At 75.0% G+C, this 14,984-nt stretch carries 14 protein-coding genes; 5 read left to right on the top strand and 9 right to left on the bottom strand.

From position 1 onward, the window contains the following. Positions 1-82: 82 nt before the first annotated feature. Positions 83-727 carry a hypothetical protein gene (locus ACFYWQ_RS32395; RefSeq protein ID WP_389521372.1) on the bottom strand — a complete coding sequence of 215 codons (645 nt, stop codon included), beginning with the start codon at positions 725-727 and terminating at the stop codon, positions 83-85. 210 nt (positions 728-937) lie between these two features. Here ACFYWQ_RS32395 and ACFYWQ_RS32400 point away from each other — a divergent pair, with 210 nt between their 5' ends. Continuing rightward, the gene (locus ACFYWQ_RS32400; RefSeq protein ID WP_389521374.1) at positions 938-1,630 is read left to right on the top strand and encodes a copper homeostasis protein CutC; all 693 of its coding nucleotides are present in this window, start codon (positions 938-940) and stop codon (positions 1,628-1,630) included. 40 nt (positions 1,631-1,670) lie between these two features. Here the strand turns inward: ACFYWQ_RS32400 and ACFYWQ_RS32405 are convergent, their stop codons facing one another. Then, entirely contained in the window at positions 1,671-3,722 is a 2,052-nt protein-coding gene (locus ACFYWQ_RS32405) for a HelD family protein (RefSeq protein WP_389521376.1), read from the bottom strand. A gap of 202 nt (positions 3,723-3,924) precedes the next feature. Between ACFYWQ_RS32405 and ACFYWQ_RS32410 the strand changes: the two genes are divergently transcribed. After that, on the top strand, positions 3,925-4,125 hold the full coding sequence (locus ACFYWQ_RS32410; protein ID WP_389521378.1) for a hypothetical protein: 201 nt from the start codon (positions 3,925-3,927) through the stop codon (positions 4,123-4,125). Positions 4,126-4,150: 25 nt separating this feature from the next. On the opposite strand, the gene ACFYWQ_RS32415 is transcribed toward ACFYWQ_RS32410, so the two are convergent. Both ACFYWQ_RS32415 and ACFYWQ_RS32420 read right to left on the bottom strand, forming a co-directional pair. Beyond that, positions 4,151-5,797, bottom strand: coding sequence for a DNA repair helicase XPB (locus ACFYWQ_RS32415; RefSeq protein ID WP_389521379.1), 1,647 nt, complete (start codon positions 5,795-5,797; stop codon positions 4,151-4,153). Between the two features lie 145 nt (positions 5,798-5,942). After that, positions 5,943-8,477 carry a helicase-associated domain-containing protein gene (locus ACFYWQ_RS32420; RefSeq protein ID WP_389521381.1) on the bottom strand — a complete coding sequence of 845 codons (2,535 nt, stop codon included), beginning with the start codon at positions 8,475-8,477 and terminating at the stop codon, positions 5,943-5,945. Positions 8,478-8,552: 75 nt separating this feature from the next. Here ACFYWQ_RS32420 and ACFYWQ_RS32425 point away from each other — a divergent pair, with 75 nt between their 5' ends. Both ACFYWQ_RS32425 and ACFYWQ_RS32430 read left to right on the top strand, forming a co-directional pair. Beyond that, positions 8,553-9,620: a hypothetical protein gene (locus ACFYWQ_RS32425; protein ID WP_389521382.1), complete on the top strand. Its 1,068-nt coding sequence runs from the start codon at positions 8,553-8,555 to the stop codon at positions 9,618-9,620. A 70-nt stretch (positions 9,621-9,690) separates the two neighbouring features. Continuing rightward, on the top strand, positions 9,691-10,320 hold the full coding sequence (locus tag ACFYWQ_RS32430; protein ID WP_389521384.1) for an HAD family hydrolase: 630 nt from the start codon (positions 9,691-9,693) through the stop codon (positions 10,318-10,320). A gap of 82 nt (positions 10,321-10,402) precedes the next feature. On the opposite strand, the gene ACFYWQ_RS32435 is transcribed toward ACFYWQ_RS32430, so the two are convergent. Further along, positions 10,403-10,654 (bottom strand): hypothetical protein, encoded by a 252-nt coding sequence (locus ACFYWQ_RS32435; protein WP_389521386.1) that lies wholly within the window; start codon positions 10,652-10,654, stop codon positions 10,403-10,405. Between the two features lie 165 nt (positions 10,655-10,819). On the opposite strand from ACFYWQ_RS32435, the gene ACFYWQ_RS32440 reads away from it, so the two are divergent. After that, entirely contained in the window at positions 10,820-11,203 is a 384-nt protein-coding gene (locus tag ACFYWQ_RS32440) for a cold-shock protein (protein ID WP_385069837.1), read from the top strand. Positions 11,204-11,253: 50 nt separating this feature from the next. On the opposite strand, the gene ACFYWQ_RS32445 is transcribed toward ACFYWQ_RS32440, so the two are convergent. The 4 genes from ACFYWQ_RS32445 to ACFYWQ_RS32460 all read right to left on the bottom strand — a co-directional run bounded on the left by ACFYWQ_RS32445 (position 11,254) and on the right by ACFYWQ_RS32460 (position 14,884). Then, positions 11,254-12,105 carry a 1,4-dihydroxy-6-naphthoate synthase gene (locus tag ACFYWQ_RS32445; protein WP_389521387.1) on the bottom strand — a complete coding sequence of 284 codons (852 nt, stop codon included), beginning with the start codon at positions 12,103-12,105 and terminating at the stop codon, positions 11,254-11,256. Continuing rightward, positions 12,095-12,814, bottom strand: a complete 720-nt coding sequence (locus ACFYWQ_RS32450) for a futalosine hydrolase (RefSeq protein WP_389521389.1) — start codon at positions 12,812-12,814, stop codon at positions 12,095-12,097. The genes ACFYWQ_RS32445 and ACFYWQ_RS32450 overlap by 11 nt, the downstream gene beginning before the upstream one ends. A gap of 14 nt (positions 12,815-12,828) precedes the next feature. Continuing rightward, positions 12,829-13,341: a DUF2771 domain-containing protein gene (locus tag ACFYWQ_RS32455; RefSeq protein WP_389521390.1), complete on the bottom strand. Its 513-nt coding sequence runs from the start codon at positions 13,339-13,341 to the stop codon at positions 12,829-12,831. A gap of 109 nt (positions 13,342-13,450) precedes the next feature. Further along, positions 13,451-14,884 carry an MFS transporter gene (locus ACFYWQ_RS32460; RefSeq protein WP_389521392.1) on the bottom strand — a complete coding sequence of 478 codons (1,434 nt, stop codon included), beginning with the start codon at positions 14,882-14,884 and terminating at the stop codon, positions 13,451-13,453. Positions 14,885-14,984: the final 100 nt, after the last annotated feature.

Here is a 14,984-nt window from a genome sequence, read left to right on the forward strand (position 1 = left end):
CCGCCCGGGCAGCACATTCGCGTAGACCGTCCGGCCCGCGTCGGCCGTCCGTGCGCGGCGCGCGCGTCACCGCCCGTCCCGGTCAGCGGGTCAGCAGGTCCAGCTCCCCGCGCAGGTTGTAGCGCGCCGTCGCCTCCCACGCGCCCGCGCCGTGCGGGGTGCGGAACAGACGGGGCAGGTCCAGGAGCCGGCGCAGGATCGCCGCCCGGCCCTCGCGGAAGGCGTCGTTCGGGACGAAGTGGTACTCCTCGCGGACGGCGGCCGTGTACGCGGCGTACGCCGACGGCGGCGCGGCCAGGACCGCCAGGTCGGCGTCGCACAGCACCTGCCCGTCGCGGTCGTCGTCGGCCGGGTCGTGGCCGGCGGTGAGCCGGACCAGCCGGGCGACCCGCGCGGTCCTGGCGTCGGACAGGCCGGCCTCGGGCAGGGCGCGTTCGGCCAGCCGCGCCGAGCGCTCCTCGTTCTCGGAGCGGTCGGGCAGGTAGACCGCGTCGTGGAACCAGGCGGCCAGCCGGACGACGTCCGGGTCGTCGGCGTATCCGGCCAGGGTGTCGACGTGGTCCAGGACCGCGGTGAGGTGGGTGAGGGTGTGGTAGCGGCGCTGCGGCTCCGCCCACCGGGCGAGGAGGGCGTCGGCGTAGGGGGCGGGGTCCGGGGCGGTGACGGGGGCGCGGGCCGCTTCCAGGGCTCGGGCGAAGCGGGCGCGGAGGGCGTCGGGATCGGCCATGGGGCCATTCTCGCGCGGCCGGGAGCGGGCGTAGGCTTAAATTGGACTAGACCTGTAGAGCCGCCGATGGATGACTACGACCGGCGTACGACCACGACCGGCGTACGACCACGACCTGTGTACGACCACGACCTGTGTACGACCACGACCTGTGTACGACCACGACGGACGTCCGGCCACGGCGGACGTCCGACTGACGAATGGGGTCCCATGAGCAAGCGTGCAGTCCTGGAGGTGATCGCCCTCGACGTCGAGGACGCGGTCGCCGCCCGGGCCGGAGGCGCGGACCGCCTCGAGCTGGTCACCGACATGGCCGCCGACGGTCTCACCCCGCCCGTGGCGACCTTCGCCGCGATCCGTGCCGCCGTCGACGTCGACCTGCGCGTGATGCTGCGATTGACCGACGGGTTCGCCGCCGGGGACCGGCGGCGGCTGGTCCGGGCCGCGCGGGAGCTGCGGGACGCCGGGGCCGAGGAGTTCGTCCTGGGGTTCCTCGACCCGCAGGGCGGGGTCGACCTGGACGCCGTGGAGTGCCTGGCCGGGGAGCTGGACGGCTGCCGGTGGACGTTCCACCGGGCGATCGACCACGCCGCCGACCGGGACGCCCTGCGCAAGCAGCTCGCCGAGCTCCCCGGACTCGACGCCTACCTCACGGCCGGCTCCGCCGCCGGGGTGGACGACGGCCTCCCCACCCTGCTCACCGAGGCCCGGCGCGGCGGGGAACCGGGCTACGAGCAGCGCCTCCTGGTCGGCGGCGGCCTGCGCCTGGACCATGTGCCACGGCTGCGCGCCGCCGGCCTCGACGCCTTCCACATCGGCGGCGCGGCCCGCCCACGGGGCTGGAGCGGGCCGGTGTCGGCGGAGTCCGTGGCGCGGTGGCGCGGGGCACTGGACGGGGACTGAACGGGGACTGACCGGGGCTGGGTGAGGCCTGCCCTGGTCTCTAGCCCAGCTGCGCCGGCAGTGGTGCCGTGTGGGTGACGATCAGGCCCGAGACCGCTCGGGTCAGGGAGACGTACAGGCGGCGCAGGCCGGTGCGCTCGTCCGGTTCGCCGTCCACCACGGCACGGGGCTCGTCGAGGACCACGTAGTCGTACTCCAGTCCCTTGGCCAGGGAGGCCGGGACCAGGGTCAGGCGGGTCTCGGCGGTGGTCTCCTCACCGGGCGCGAGGTACGGCACCCCGGCCGCCGTGAGGGCCTCGGCCAGGGCCGGGACGCGGGCGTCGGCGGCGATCAGGCCCGTGGAGCCCTCGTTGCGCAGCGACTCCTCGCAGGCGGCGACGGTGTCGGCGGTGTCCCGGACCGGGCGCACCTCGAAGGAGCCCGGGTTCTCGCGGACCGACGCGACCGGGGTGAGGCCCGGTGCGATGTGCGGGAGCAGGCGGGAGGCGTAGGCGATGACGTCCGTGGGGACGCGGAAACCGGCCGTCAGCTCCTCCACCGCCGCCTCCGGCTTGCCGAGGTGCGCCAGCGCCTCCGTCCAACTGCGGGTCGCCCACGGCGTGGTGCCCTGCGCCAGGTCGCCGAGGACGGTCGCGCTGCCGGTGGAGCAGCGGCGGCCGACGGCCCGGTACTGCATGGGGGACAGGTCCTGCGCCTCGTCCAGCACCACGTGCCCCAGCGAGTGCGTGCGCTCCACCAGGTCCGCCGCCTCGTCGATCAGCACCGCGTCCGCTGCCGACCACCGCGCGGACTTCACCAACCGCACCGGCCGCGCCCACAGGATCGTCTTGCGCTCGTCCTCGGTGAGGATCCCCTCGGCGTGCGCGGCGAGGAAGTCCGCGTCCGTGAGCAGGCGCAGCACCAGCTTCGCCGGGTCCACGGCCGGCCACACCGCCTTCACCGCGGCCTTCACCGCGCCGTTGCGGGCGACGGCGTCCTGCACCCGGTCGTCCGGGGCCTCCCCGGCCCGCTCCATCTGGACCAGCACGGCGTGCGCGATCCGCTGCGGCAGGGCGTCGCGCGCGGCGCCGTAGCGGATGTCCCGGTCGAGCAACTCCCGGACGATGTCCGCCAGTTCGTACGCCGGGACGCGCCAGCGGCGGGAGCCGCGCACCACCACGACCGGCTCCGTGGGCGGCGTGACGTGCGCGTACACGGCCCGGCGGAGCACCTGCGCCATCCGGGCGTCGCCCTTGACGACGGCGGCGGCCGCCTCGTCCGCGCCCCGCACCTCCACGTGCGCCACCAGGTCGTCGACCGTGGCCTGGCGCACCGTCAGCTCGCCGAGCGCGGGCAGCACCTGTTCGATGTAGTGCAGGAAGGACCGGTTCGGTCCGACGACCAGCGTCCCGGTGCGGGCGAGGCGCTCGCGGTGGGCGTAGAGCAGGTACGCGACGCGGTGCAGGCCGACGGCCGTCTTGCCGGTGCCGGGGCCGCCCTGGACGCAGACCGAGCCGGAGAGGCCGGAGCGCACGATCTCGTCCTGCTCGGGCTGGATGGTCGCCACGATGTCGCGCATCGGGCCGACGCGCGGCCGCTCGATCTCCCGCTGGAGCAGCTTGCTGGTGGTCGCCTCCTCGGCCGGGTCCGAGAGGCGCTCGTCCTCGTACGCGGTGAGGTCGCCGCCCGTGTACCCGAAGCGGCGGCGCAGCGCGACGTCCAGGGGGTCCTTCCTGGACGCCCGGTAGAACGGCTGCGACACCGGCGCCCGCCAGTCGATGACCATCGGGTCGCCGTCCGCGTCGTGCACGTGCCGGCGCCCGATGTAGAAGCGTTCGCCCTCCGCGCCCTCGGCCCGGTCGGCTCCGGGAGCGTGCAGGTAGTCGAGCCGGCCGAAGAACAGCGGGGTGTCGCTGAGGTCGGCCAGCGCCTTGACGCGCTCCTGGATCTGGCGCTCCAGGATCTGGGCGTTGACCCAGTTCGCGGTGACGTCGCTGATGTCGAGGGCCTCGACGTCCTCGCGCATGGCGCGCAGCGCGGACCGGGAGGCGCTCAGGTGGGAGCGCTCACGGGCGAGGGGATCGCCGGGGGAGCCGTGGGCGGGCGTGGACAAGGGGGTGCCTCCGGAGGGACCTGCGGGGAAGGGCGCTGCGGGATGCCGTCCGGTTTCCGTCCGGGCGGCGGCACTCCATGAGGGAGGCGGGCAAGAGAGGGGAGTCTAGGTGAGGGGGCGGAGGGAAGCCAACGGATTTCCGGCCCCGCGACGGTTCCCGTCCCGGGGTGGCTTTCCCGTCCCGCGGTTCCACCATGGAGACATGAGTGCAGCGACCATCCACCCGGCCCCCGGCCCCGGCCCGGCCCCCGGTCGCCCGTCCGGGGCGACCCCCCTCTCCGGCGGCGGCCACCGCCACCTCCTCGGCGACGCCCTCCGCGCGCTGAGGGTCTTCGCCGGCGCCGCCTTCGACGTCGTCGTCCTCGGCGAGTACGGGGAGGAGGCGGGCGTCCGCCACAGGTGACGCCCGTCGGCCCGCCCGCCCCCGCTCAGCCCCCGTCCGCCAGCAGTTCGTCCGCGTCCACGATCCGGTACGCGTACCCCTGCTCCGCCAGGAACCGCTGGCGGTGGGCCGCGAAGTCCTGGTCGATGGTGTCGCGGGCGACCACCGAGTAGAAGTGGGCCTGGTGGCCGTCCGCCTTGGGACGCAGGACGCGGCCCAGGCGCTGGGCCTCCTCCTGGCGGGAGCCGAAGGTGCCCGACACCTGGATGGCGACCGTCGCCTCCGGCAGGTCGATCGAGAAGTTCGCGACCTTCGACACCACCAGCACGCTGATCTCGCCCTCGCGGAAGGCGTCGAAGAGCTTCTCCCGCTGGGCGTTGGAGGTCTCGCCCTTGATGACCGGGGCGTTCAGGTGCTCGCCCAGTTCGTCGAGCTGGTCGATGTACTGGCCGATGACGAGGATCTGCTGCCCGGCGAACCGCCGCACGATCGCCTCGGTCACCTTCCGCTTCGTCGCGGTCGTCGCGCAGAAGCGGTACTTCTCCTCCGTCTCGGCCGTCGCGTACGCCAGCCGCTCGGAGTCCGTGAGGTTGACCCGCACCTCGACGCAGTCCGCGGGCGCGATGTACCCCTGCGCCTCGATCTCCTTCCACGGCGCGTCGAACCGCTTCGGGCCGATCAGCGAGAACACGTCCGACTCACGGCCGTCCTCCCGCACGAGGGTGGCGGTCAGACCGAGCCGCCGCCGCGCCTGGAGGTCCGCCGTGAACTTGAAGACCGGCGCGGGCAGCAGGTGGACCTCGTCGTAGACGATCAGGCCCCAGTCGCGGGAGTCGAACAGCTCCAGGTGCGGGTAGACGCCCTTCCGCCGGGTCGTCAGCACCTGGTACGTGGCGATCGTGACCGGCCGGATCTCCTTCCTCGTCCCGCTGTACTCGCCGATCTCGTCCTCGGTCAGCGAGGTCCGCTTCACCAGCTCGTGCTTCCACTGCCGGGCGGAGACGGTGTTCGTGACGAGGATCAGCGTCGTGGACTTCGCCTGCGCCATCGACCCGGCGCCGACCAGCGTCTTGCCCGCGCCGCAGGGCAGCACGACGACACCGGACCCGCCGTGCCAGAAGTTCTCCACGGCCTGCTTCTGGTACGGCCGCAGCGCCCACCCGTCCTCGGCCAGCTCGATCGGGTGCGCCTCGCCGTCGACGTACCCGGCGAGGTCCTCGGCCGGCCAGCCCAGCTTCAGCAGCGTCTGCTTGATCTGGCCGCGCTCGGAGGGGTGCACGGCGACCGTGTCCGGGTCGATGCGGGCGCCGACGAGCGGGGCGATCCGCTTGGACCGCAGGACCTCCTCCAGGACGGGCCGGTCGGTGGACGTCAGGACCAGGCCGTGCGCGGGGTGCTTGGACAGGGTCAGCCGGCCGTAGCGGTCCATCGTCTCGGCGATGTCGACCAGCAGCGCGTGCGGCACCGGGTAGCGGCTGTACTGCACCAGCGCGTCCACGACCTGCTCGGCGTCGTGCCCGGCGGCGCGCGCGTTCCACAGGCCGAGCGGGGTCACCCGGTAGGTGTGGATGTGCTCCGGCGCCCGCTCCAGCTCGGCGAACGGCGCGATGGCGCGGCGGCAGTCGTCGGCCCGCTCGTGGTCGACCTCCAGGAGCAGGGTCTTGTCCGACTGGACGATCAGCGGTCCGTTCACGTACGCACATCCCTTCCGCACGGCCAAACGTCCAGTGTGCCTCACCCGAGGGGAAAGCGGTCGGCCGTCGGCCATGGTCGGCCGTCGGCCGCGGCCGGTCGTCCGCCGCGGTCGGACATTCGCCGCGGCCGGTCGTCCGTCGCGCTCACTCGTCGGCCAGCTCCGCCACCCCCGTGATCCGGTGCAGCGGGTACGTCCGCACCTCGTCCGCCGTGTGGTCGTACGCCGTGACGAAGCCGCCCTCCACCCGGACCGGGGCGATGACGCGCTGGCTGGCGCCGCCCTCGGCGTTGACGTAGCCGATCCACAGGGCCTCGCCGGTCAGGACGGCGGCCTGCACGGTGGCGAGGGTCTCGGCGGAGCTGGTGCGGGGGAGTTCGCCGGGGGCGAGCGGGGCGGTGTCGGTCGGCTTGCGGGGGGCGGTGGAGGCCAGGTCGCCCGCCCGGACCGCGCGGATCGCCGCCGTGAGGAGCGTGGCGTCCGGGACGGGCGGCCCGTCGGGGACCGGCTCGGGCGCCGTGCGCGGCGGGGTGCGGTGGGCGTGCGCCCGGGCGATCAGGACGTCGCCCTCGGCGGACTCGGCGGCGGGCGCGAAGCCCATCGCCCGCAGCCCGTCGAGGAGGGCCGCCGGGTCGGCCTGGGCGGCCAGCACGGTCGGCGCGAGGCGGCGCAGGCGCAGACCGGCGGAGCGCTTGTCGGCGAGGATCTCGTTCAGCAGGGCGTCGTCGTCGCAGCGGACGTACGCGGAGGCCGCGCCCACCCGCAGGTGGCCGTGTCTGCGGGCCACGTCGTCGATCAGGTAGGCCAGCGGCTGCGGCACCGGCGTACGGGAGTGCTCGGCCAGGAAGGCGTGCAGGTCGGAGGCGGTCCGGCCGGCGTCCAGGGCACGGCGTACGGAGGCCGGAGTGAACCGGTAGACGGTCGCGCCGCCCTTCGACTCGACGTTCGCGAGGACGCCCAGCACGTCGGCGAGCGGGCGCCGCAGCGGGCCGGGGGCCACCGCGGTGAGGTCCGCCTGGAGCAGGACGTGGTCCAGCGGTTCGGGCAGCAGCGGGGCGAGGAGGCGGGCGGCGGCCGCGACGGCGACGGCCTGCTCGGGAGGGGACAGCGGGGCCGGGGGGCGCGGGGCCGGGGCGACCGGGGTGGGCTCGGCGGGCACGGCCGGGCGGTCAGGGCCCGGGACCCCGGCCGGTGACGCCCCCAGCAGGGCGCGGCCGTGCGCCGACAGCGCGCCCCGGCCGGTGACGCCCAGCAGTTCGGCCTCCGCCAGCGTCCACCGGCCGAGCCGGGACCGCAGGTCGTCCTCGCCCGCCGTGCCCTGCGGGCCGCGCAGCGGCCGCTCCCAGCGCAGCCGGCCGAGCACCGCCTCCGCGTCCGGCGCGCCGCCCTCCGGCAGCCCCGCCAGCAGCGTCAGCACCCGGTGGCGCACCTCCGGCGCGGCCGAGCGGTCCAGTCCCGGACCCAGCGCCGACAGCGCCCGGTCCTTCGCGTCCCGGCCGCCCACCAGCCCCGCCGTCCGGGTCGCCGCCAGCCACGCTCCGGCGAGCCCCGCCCACCGCTCCGCCGCCGGACGCTCCCGCCACTCGTCGTACGCCGGGGTCGCCGCGTACCGCTCGTCGGCCTCCCCGTCGGAGGCGAGCAGCCCCGCCGCGTACGCCAGTTCCACCCAGAACGCGGCCACGGGCTCGGCGACGTCCAGCGCGACGGCGGTCCGCTTCAGGTCGCGGACGCTGAGCCCGCCCGCCCGCAGCACCGCGGGCCCGCCCTCGTCCCACTCCTTCAGCAGCTCCTCGACGGTCGCCAGCGCCGTGTACGCCTGGCCCGCCGCCGTCGCGTCCACATCCTGTGGGCGGTGGGTGACGGCCGGCTCGACGGCCGGCGGCAGCGGCTCGGGCGCCCGGTGCGCGCGGCCCGCCCGCAGGTGCAGCGCGACCTCGCGGGGCAGCACCACGGTGCCGGGCGCGGTCGGCAGCAGCAGACCCCGGTCGAGCAGCCAGCGCAGCCGGGGCGCGGGGTCGGCGGTGACCTGGCCGTACGGCGGTCCCCACACCAGCCGGTCCAGGACGTCGAGGGAGTCGGCCGGCGCCCGGCCGAGCAGCGCGCCCAGCTGCGTACGGTCCGTGAACAGGCCGGTCAGCGCGGTGACCGCGGACACGGAGTCATGGGTCGACGGCAGCCCGACCGCCGACACGATCGCCTGGACGCGGCCCGGCGACATGCCCGCGGTGGCCTCCCGCACGGACGGGCCGAGCCCCGTGGGGGAGGGGTGCTGCGGGGACGGCGCCAGCAGTTCGCGGGCGGTGCGGACCAGGCGCAGCCGGTCGTCGTCGCCCCAGACGAGGGCCTGCTCGCGGAGGGCGGCCACGGCGCCGGGGAGCGCGCGGGCGACGGTCTCGTCGGCCGTGTCCCCGGCCATGAGCCCCAGCAGTTCGCCGTAGGCCGCCGGGTCCCCGGCCACGGCCAGCGCCTCCGCCGTCTGGAGCGCGAACCGGTCCAGCCGCTCCAGCGCGCGCACGACGGAGGCGCGGGTCCCGGCGCGGGTGGCGAGCTGGGTGAGGTCGGTGGGGACCGGGGTGATGAGGTCGGGGCGACGGCGCAGGAGCGCGGCCAGGGAGTCGTCGTCCCGGGCGCGGAGCGCCTCCGCGAGGGACCGCGGGGCCGGAGGGTCCTCGGTGCTCATCCCACCCACGGTAGCGGGTCGCCTCCCGGGGTCGAGGTGACGTGCGCCCGGCGGTCCGCGCGGTAGCGTCCTCCCGTGGGGATCGAGAGCGACCAGGTCGTCTACGAGTATCTGAGCCGGGTCGGGGACGTGGCGCAGCAGCGGCAGTTGTCGTCGGCCACGCGGATGCGGCTCGTGTCGGATCTGCGGAACGAGATCGACCGCCGGCGGGCCAGGGCGCCCGTCGACAGTCCCGCCGCCGTCCGCCGGATCCTGGACCGCCTCGGCACTCCGGACGAGATCGTCGAGGCCGCGGCCGGCGACCGCCCGGAGCCGACGGCGCCGCCCGCGCCGCCCGCGCCGTCGGCACCTCAGGCGCCGCCCGCGTCCTCCGTGCCCGTGCAGCGGGACCGCGGGGAGGAGCGGCCCAAGGGGGCGAAGAGCTGGTGGGCGGTGGCGTTTCCCCGGCAGCGGTCCGAGGGGGAGAGGCCCGCGGCCCCGGACGTGCCGTCGCCGCCGCACCCGGCCGGTGCGCACGGACTCGGCGACGGGGTGGAGGGCCCGGACTGGTGGCGGCGGAGCGACGGCCTGTTCGGGCTGGACGACTCGGTGCCCGGCTTCGTCGGCGGCATCGAGATCCCGGCCATGCTGAAGCCCCCGTCGCCGGCAGGGGACGCGCAGGCCCCGGCGGGAGCCGGGGCGGCGAAGGACGCGGGGAAGACGGGCGAGGCGGGGAAGAAGGGCGGGGCGGGGGAGGCCGGGGAGGCCGGGGGGACTCCCGTCCGGCGTCGCCGGTTCCTGCCCCTGCCCCCGCTGCGGGCCGCCGCCGGCTGGAGCAACCCCCTCCTCCTCGGCGCCGCGGCCTGCCTCGCCGTCGGCGCGCTCATCGGCGACTGGCGCGTGATGGCCGTGGGCTGGCTCATCGCCTACGTCTCCCGCCGGCTGACCGATCTGGAGACCAAGTGGGCGGTGATGGTCCTGCCGGGCCTGGCGGTCGTGGCCGGCTTCACCTGGCTGTGGGGACGCAGCGCGGGCCGCTGGGGCGACCCCATAGCCGAAGGCGGGATGAACGACGCCGTCGACGCCACCCTGCCCTGGGTGATCCGGGGCGCGGCCGTGGCGTCGGCCCTGTTCCTGCTGTGGCGCTCACAACGCCGGAAATGAAACGCCAGAAATGAGACGTCCCGTCCCGGAAGGGCCGGAGGCCACGGGGCGGACCGGCAGAATGACCCATATGGCTTCCTCCGGTTCCCCCGCGCCGACCGTCGGTTTCGACCTCGACATGACCCTGATCGACTCCCGTCCGGGCATCCACGCCACCTACACGGCGCTGGCCGAACGGACGGGCGTGCACATCGACGCCGACCTGGCGGTCACGCGCCTCGGGCCGCCGCTGGCGGAGGAGCTCGCGCACTGGTTCCCGGCGGAGCGGATCGCGGACGTGGCCGGCCTCTACCGTGAGCTGTACCCGTCCTACGCGATCATCCCCACCCTCGCGATGGCGGGCGCCCGGGAGGCGGTGGAGGCCGTGCACGCGGCCGGCGGACGGGTGGTCGTGGTGACCGCGAAGTGGGAGCCGAACGCCAAGCTCCACCTGGAGCACCTGGGCATCGACGCCGACGCGGTCGTGGGCGACCTGTGGGCCGAGCAGAAGGCGGCGGCGCTGCGCGAGCACGGCGCCGGCGTCTACGTGGGCGACCACGTCGGCGACGTCCGGGGCGCCCGTGCCGCGGGCGCGCTCGCGGTGTCCGTGGCGACCGGCCCGTGCGGCGCGGAGGACCTGGCCGGCGCCGGCGCCGACGTCGTCCTGCCGGACCTGACGGCGTTCCCGGACTGGCTCACCGGCCACCTCGCGCAGCGCTAGCCGGCCACGGCGGCGGTCATGGCGGCGGTCATGGCTGCGGTCACGTCTGCGGGCAGGGCGGCGGCCGCCGCGGCCGCCGTCGTCACCGTCCGGTCGTCCGGGCCTGCCGGCGTCCGGCCGCGACGGACTGAAGGACACCCGCTCCCGCGACGAGGAACCCGACGCCCATGAGCATGCTCAATCCGAACATGTACGTCGGAAAAGGCGTCGTGCCGAAGAACAGCGGGGCCACGGTGACGAGAGTGGCCACGGCACCGATGAAGAAGACGATGGCACCGGCACGGATCAGTCGGTCACCGGGCGCGGTGGAATTCGTTTGGGTTTTGTCACGCACCCGACCAGGGTAGTTCCCAGCGCGAGGGAACGACCGGGCGACGTCTTGTCACCGGCTCGAAGACCATTAGCCTTGGTACCGGCGGGTCATGGTCGACCCGCTGTAGTGCTATCAAGAGCCGTTTTCCGAAGCAGTTTTCCGACGAGTACGAGGACGAGGACAGACGTGCCTACCGGCAAGGTCAAGTGGTTCAACAGCGAGAAGGGCTTCGGCTTCCTCTCCCGCGACGACGGCGGTGACGTCTTCGTCCATTCCTCGGTCCTCCCCGCCGGAGTCGAGACCCTGAAGCCGGGACAGCGCGTGGAGTTCGGCGTCGTGGCCGGACAGCGCGGCGACCAGGCCCTCTCCGTCGTCCTCCTCGACCCGACCCCGTCGGTCGCCGCCGCGCAGCGCAAGAAACCGGACGAACTGGCCTCCATCGTCCAGGACCTGACGACCCTCCTCGAGAACATCACCCCGATGCTGGAGAAGGGCCGCTACCCCGAGAAGGCCTCCGGCAAGAAGATCGCCGGACTGCTGCGCGCGGTCGCCGACCAGCTGGACGTGTAGGGCTGGACGTGTAGGGCTGGACGTGTAGGGCCCGCCCCGACGCACCCGGCTCAGGGGAACGCGAGCGCCTCCGGGCCGAGGGGCGGCACCAGCCCCTCGGCCGCCGCCCGCGCGAGCAGCCCGCGCACGGCCGCGTAGCCGTCCTCGCCGAGGTCCGCCGTGAACGCGTTGACGTACAGCCCGATGTGCTGGTCGGCGACGGACGGGTCCATCTCCTGGGCGTGCTCCATGACGTACGGGCGGGAGACCTCGGGGGCGTCCCAGGCGGCGCGTACGGAGGCGCGGATCGCGTCGGCCAGCCCGGTCAGGGCGGCGGCGCCCAGCGACCGCCTGGCGATGATCGCGCCGAGCGGAATGGGCAGGCCGGTCGTGGACTCCCAGTGCTCGCCCATGTCGGCGAGCTTGTGCAGCCCGTAGCTGCGGTACGTGAAGCGCGCCTCGTGGATCACAAGCCCCGCGTCCACCTTCCCGTCCCGTACGGCCGGCATGATCTCGTGGAACGGCATCACGACGATCTCGCCCACCCCGCCGGGCACGGTGTCCGCCGCCCAGAGGCGGAACAGCAGGTACGCCGTCGACCTCTCGCTGGGCACGGCGACCGTCCGGCCGGTCAGGTCGGCCCCCGCCTCCCGGGTCAGCACCAGCGGCCCGCAGCCCCGCCCCAGCGCGCCCCCGCACGGCAGCAGCGCGTACCGGTCGAGGACGTACGGCAGCACGGCGTACGACACCTTCAGCACGTCGTGCTCGCCGCGCTCCGCCATGCCGTTGGTGACGTCGATGTCCGCGAACGTCACGTCCAGCGCGGGCGCGTCCGGGACGCGGCCGTGGGCGAGGGCGTCGAAGACGAAGGTGTCGTTGGGGCAGGGCGAGTACGCGATGCGCAGCTGCTGCTCAGTGGTCATGCCGGTGCCAACTCTCCAGGACGGGTGCGAGCTTCCCGAAGGCCGCGGTGAGCGCGTCCAGCGCGTCGGCGATGCGCCAGGCCGCGCGGTCGCGGGGGCCGACGGGGTTGGAGACCGCGCGGATCTCCAGGACGGCGGTGCCGTGCGCGGCGGCCGCCTCGGCGACGCCGAAGCCCTCCATCGCCTCGGCGAGGGCCCGCGGGTGGCGGGCGCGCAGGGCGGCGGCCCGGTCGGCGGTGCCGGTGACCGTCGAGACGGTCAGGATCACGCCGGTGCGGGCTCCGGTCGCGGCCGCGGCCGCGCGGACCAGGGACCGGGGCGGATGGTGGGTGACCGTGCCGAAGCCCAGCTCGGTGACCGGCAGGAAGCCGTCGGCGGTCTCCGCGCCCAGGTCGGCGGCGGTGATCAGGTCGGCGAGGACCAGGGAACCGACCGGCGCGTCGGGCGGGAAGCCGCCGGCGATCCCCGCCGAGACCACGAGACCGTACGGCGTGCCGTCGAGGGCGGCGGCGGTCAGCGCGGCGGAGACGGACGCGGCGGCCAGGGCGGGCCCGACACCGGCGGCGAGGAGGTCGTGGCCGTCGCCCACGCGGTGCAGGGTGACGCCGGGACGGTGTTCCGTGCGGCCGGGTCCCTCCCCGAACGCCCGTGCCACCGCGTCCCGCTCCGCCGGGACCGCGGTGGCCACGAGGACACGCGGGCCGGTCACGGGGGCGGACGTGGTCAGTCGTCCTTCTCGAGCTTGAAGGACCACAGGCCGGTGACCGTCTGGCTGTCCTTCTTGCCGTCGCCCGCCTTGATGGAGACCAGGGTCGAGTCGCCCTGGGCGCCGTACTGGGCGTTGAAGAACACGCTGCCGGGGATCGTGCGGTACGTCTTGTCGCTGTCCTCGGTGAGCGGCTGACCGTTCATCAGGATCGTCCAGCGCTTCTCGGCGACGTCGGGGTCGACGCCGAAGCGGACGGTCTCGTCCGGGTCGACGCTGATCGACGCGATGCCCTTGTCCGCCAGGCACTTCGTCAGCGCGGCGGGCTGAAGGGCCTTGCCCTCGCCGCCGCAGGTGGCCTCCTCGCTGACCGAGGACTGGCCGACGGTGATCGTGGACAGCGGCGTCGGCTTGTCACAGGCCGACAGGACGAGCAGTCCGGCGGAAACGGCGCCGGCGGCGGCGACGGCGCGGCGGCGTCGTACGGCGCGGTGAACATCAGCGGCTTCGCCGCGGGGCAGCGTGGTCATGGCCGAAGGTTATCGGGCACCTCGGGCGGTCTCTCTACGTGGGGGCGGCGTGGCCGGGTGTCGCGCCCCACGGGCCCCGTGCGCCCCGGACGTCCCACCCCCGCAGGGATCAGGCCAGGTCCGTCCGCGGGGTGCCGCCGTGCCGGGCCGAGCCGAGCAGGCCGCGGACGGTCGTCAGCCAGCCGGCCGCCACGACGGCCGCCGCCACCGACAGGCCCAGCGCGCCGTTCAGCGGCATCGCGATGCCCACCGCGCCGCCGAACACCCACGACATCTGGAGCAGCGTCTCCGAGCGCGCGAACGCCGATGTCCGCACCGGCTCCGGCACGTCCCGCTGGATCAGCGCGTCCAGGGACAGCTTGGACAGCGCCTGCGAGAAACCGGCGACCGCCGCCAGGCACGCCACCAGGAACGCCCCGAAGAACACGGCCGCCGTGACCACCGCTCCCAGGACGACCGCCACCACCGTCACGATGATCAGCTCCGGCGCCCGGGACCGCAGCCACGCCCCCACCGCCGTACCCAGCGCGTTGCCCGTGCCCGCCGCGACCGCCACCATGCCCAGCGACACCGCCGCGCTCTGCCCCGTCAGCGGGTGCTCGCGCAGCAGGAACGCCAGGAAGAAGGTCAGGAACCCCGACAGCCAGCGCAGGGCGGCGTTCGCCCCCAGGGCGTGCGTCACGGCGATGCCGACCGTCCTGAGCCCCGGACGCTTCACCGGCCGGCGGTGGGGGCCGTGCAGGTGCTGCTCGTCCGCGGCGAGCAGCGCGGTGTCCTCGCCCTTCGCCGAGTCGACCTTCCGGGGCAGGGAGAACGACAGGAACGTCCCCGCGACGAAGATCACGAAGGCGCCGTAGAGCGGGTAGCGGGGGCCGAGGAGCTGGAGGCCGGCGGCCGCGGGCGCGGCGATGCCGGTGGCCAGCAGGCCGCCGAGCGTCACCCGGGAGTTCGCCTTCACCAGGGAGAACCGGGGCGGCAGCAGCCGGGGCACCACGGCGCTCCTGACCACGCCGTACGCCTTCGACGCGACCAGCACGCCGAGGGCGGCCGGGTACATCTCCAGGCTGCCGGTGACGACCGCGCCGGACAGGACGAGGGCGAGCAGGGCGCGGGCGGCCATCGCGCCCGCCATCGCCGCCCGGCGGCCGTGCGGCAGCCGGTCCAGGAGCGGGCCGATCACCGGGGCCAGGACCGTGAACGGCGCCATCGTGATCGCCAGGTACAGGGCGACGCGGCCCCGGGCCTCGTTGGTGGGGACCGAGAAGAAGACCGTGGAGGCGAGGGCGACGGTGATCATCACGTCGCCGGCGCCGTTCACGCCGTGCAGTTCGATCAGCTTGCCGAGGCCGGACTCACCGGCGCCGTGCGCGTGGGTGGCCTTGCGGATGCCGCGGGCGGTGCCGGTGAACGGCAGGTGCAGGGCGCGGCCGACCGCGCGGACGGACCCGCTCATCCGGCCCGGACCGCTCACCCGGCTCCCCCCTTTGTTCCCCTTCGTCCCACCTGTACCGGTGGCTCCCCGGGGTGTCCTCGCGGTTGCCACCCCGTCATAGTGCCCCGAGATGGACGTGTGTAGTGCGGTTACCGCGCGTATGGCCGTGTGCCGTCCGGCCCGCCGGCCAGGGGCGCCGGGCCGTTGCGCA

The organism is Streptomyces sp. NPDC003247, assembly GCF_042888135.1.
Lineage (GTDB): Bacteria > Actinomycetota > Actinomycetes > Streptomycetales > Streptomycetaceae > Streptomyces.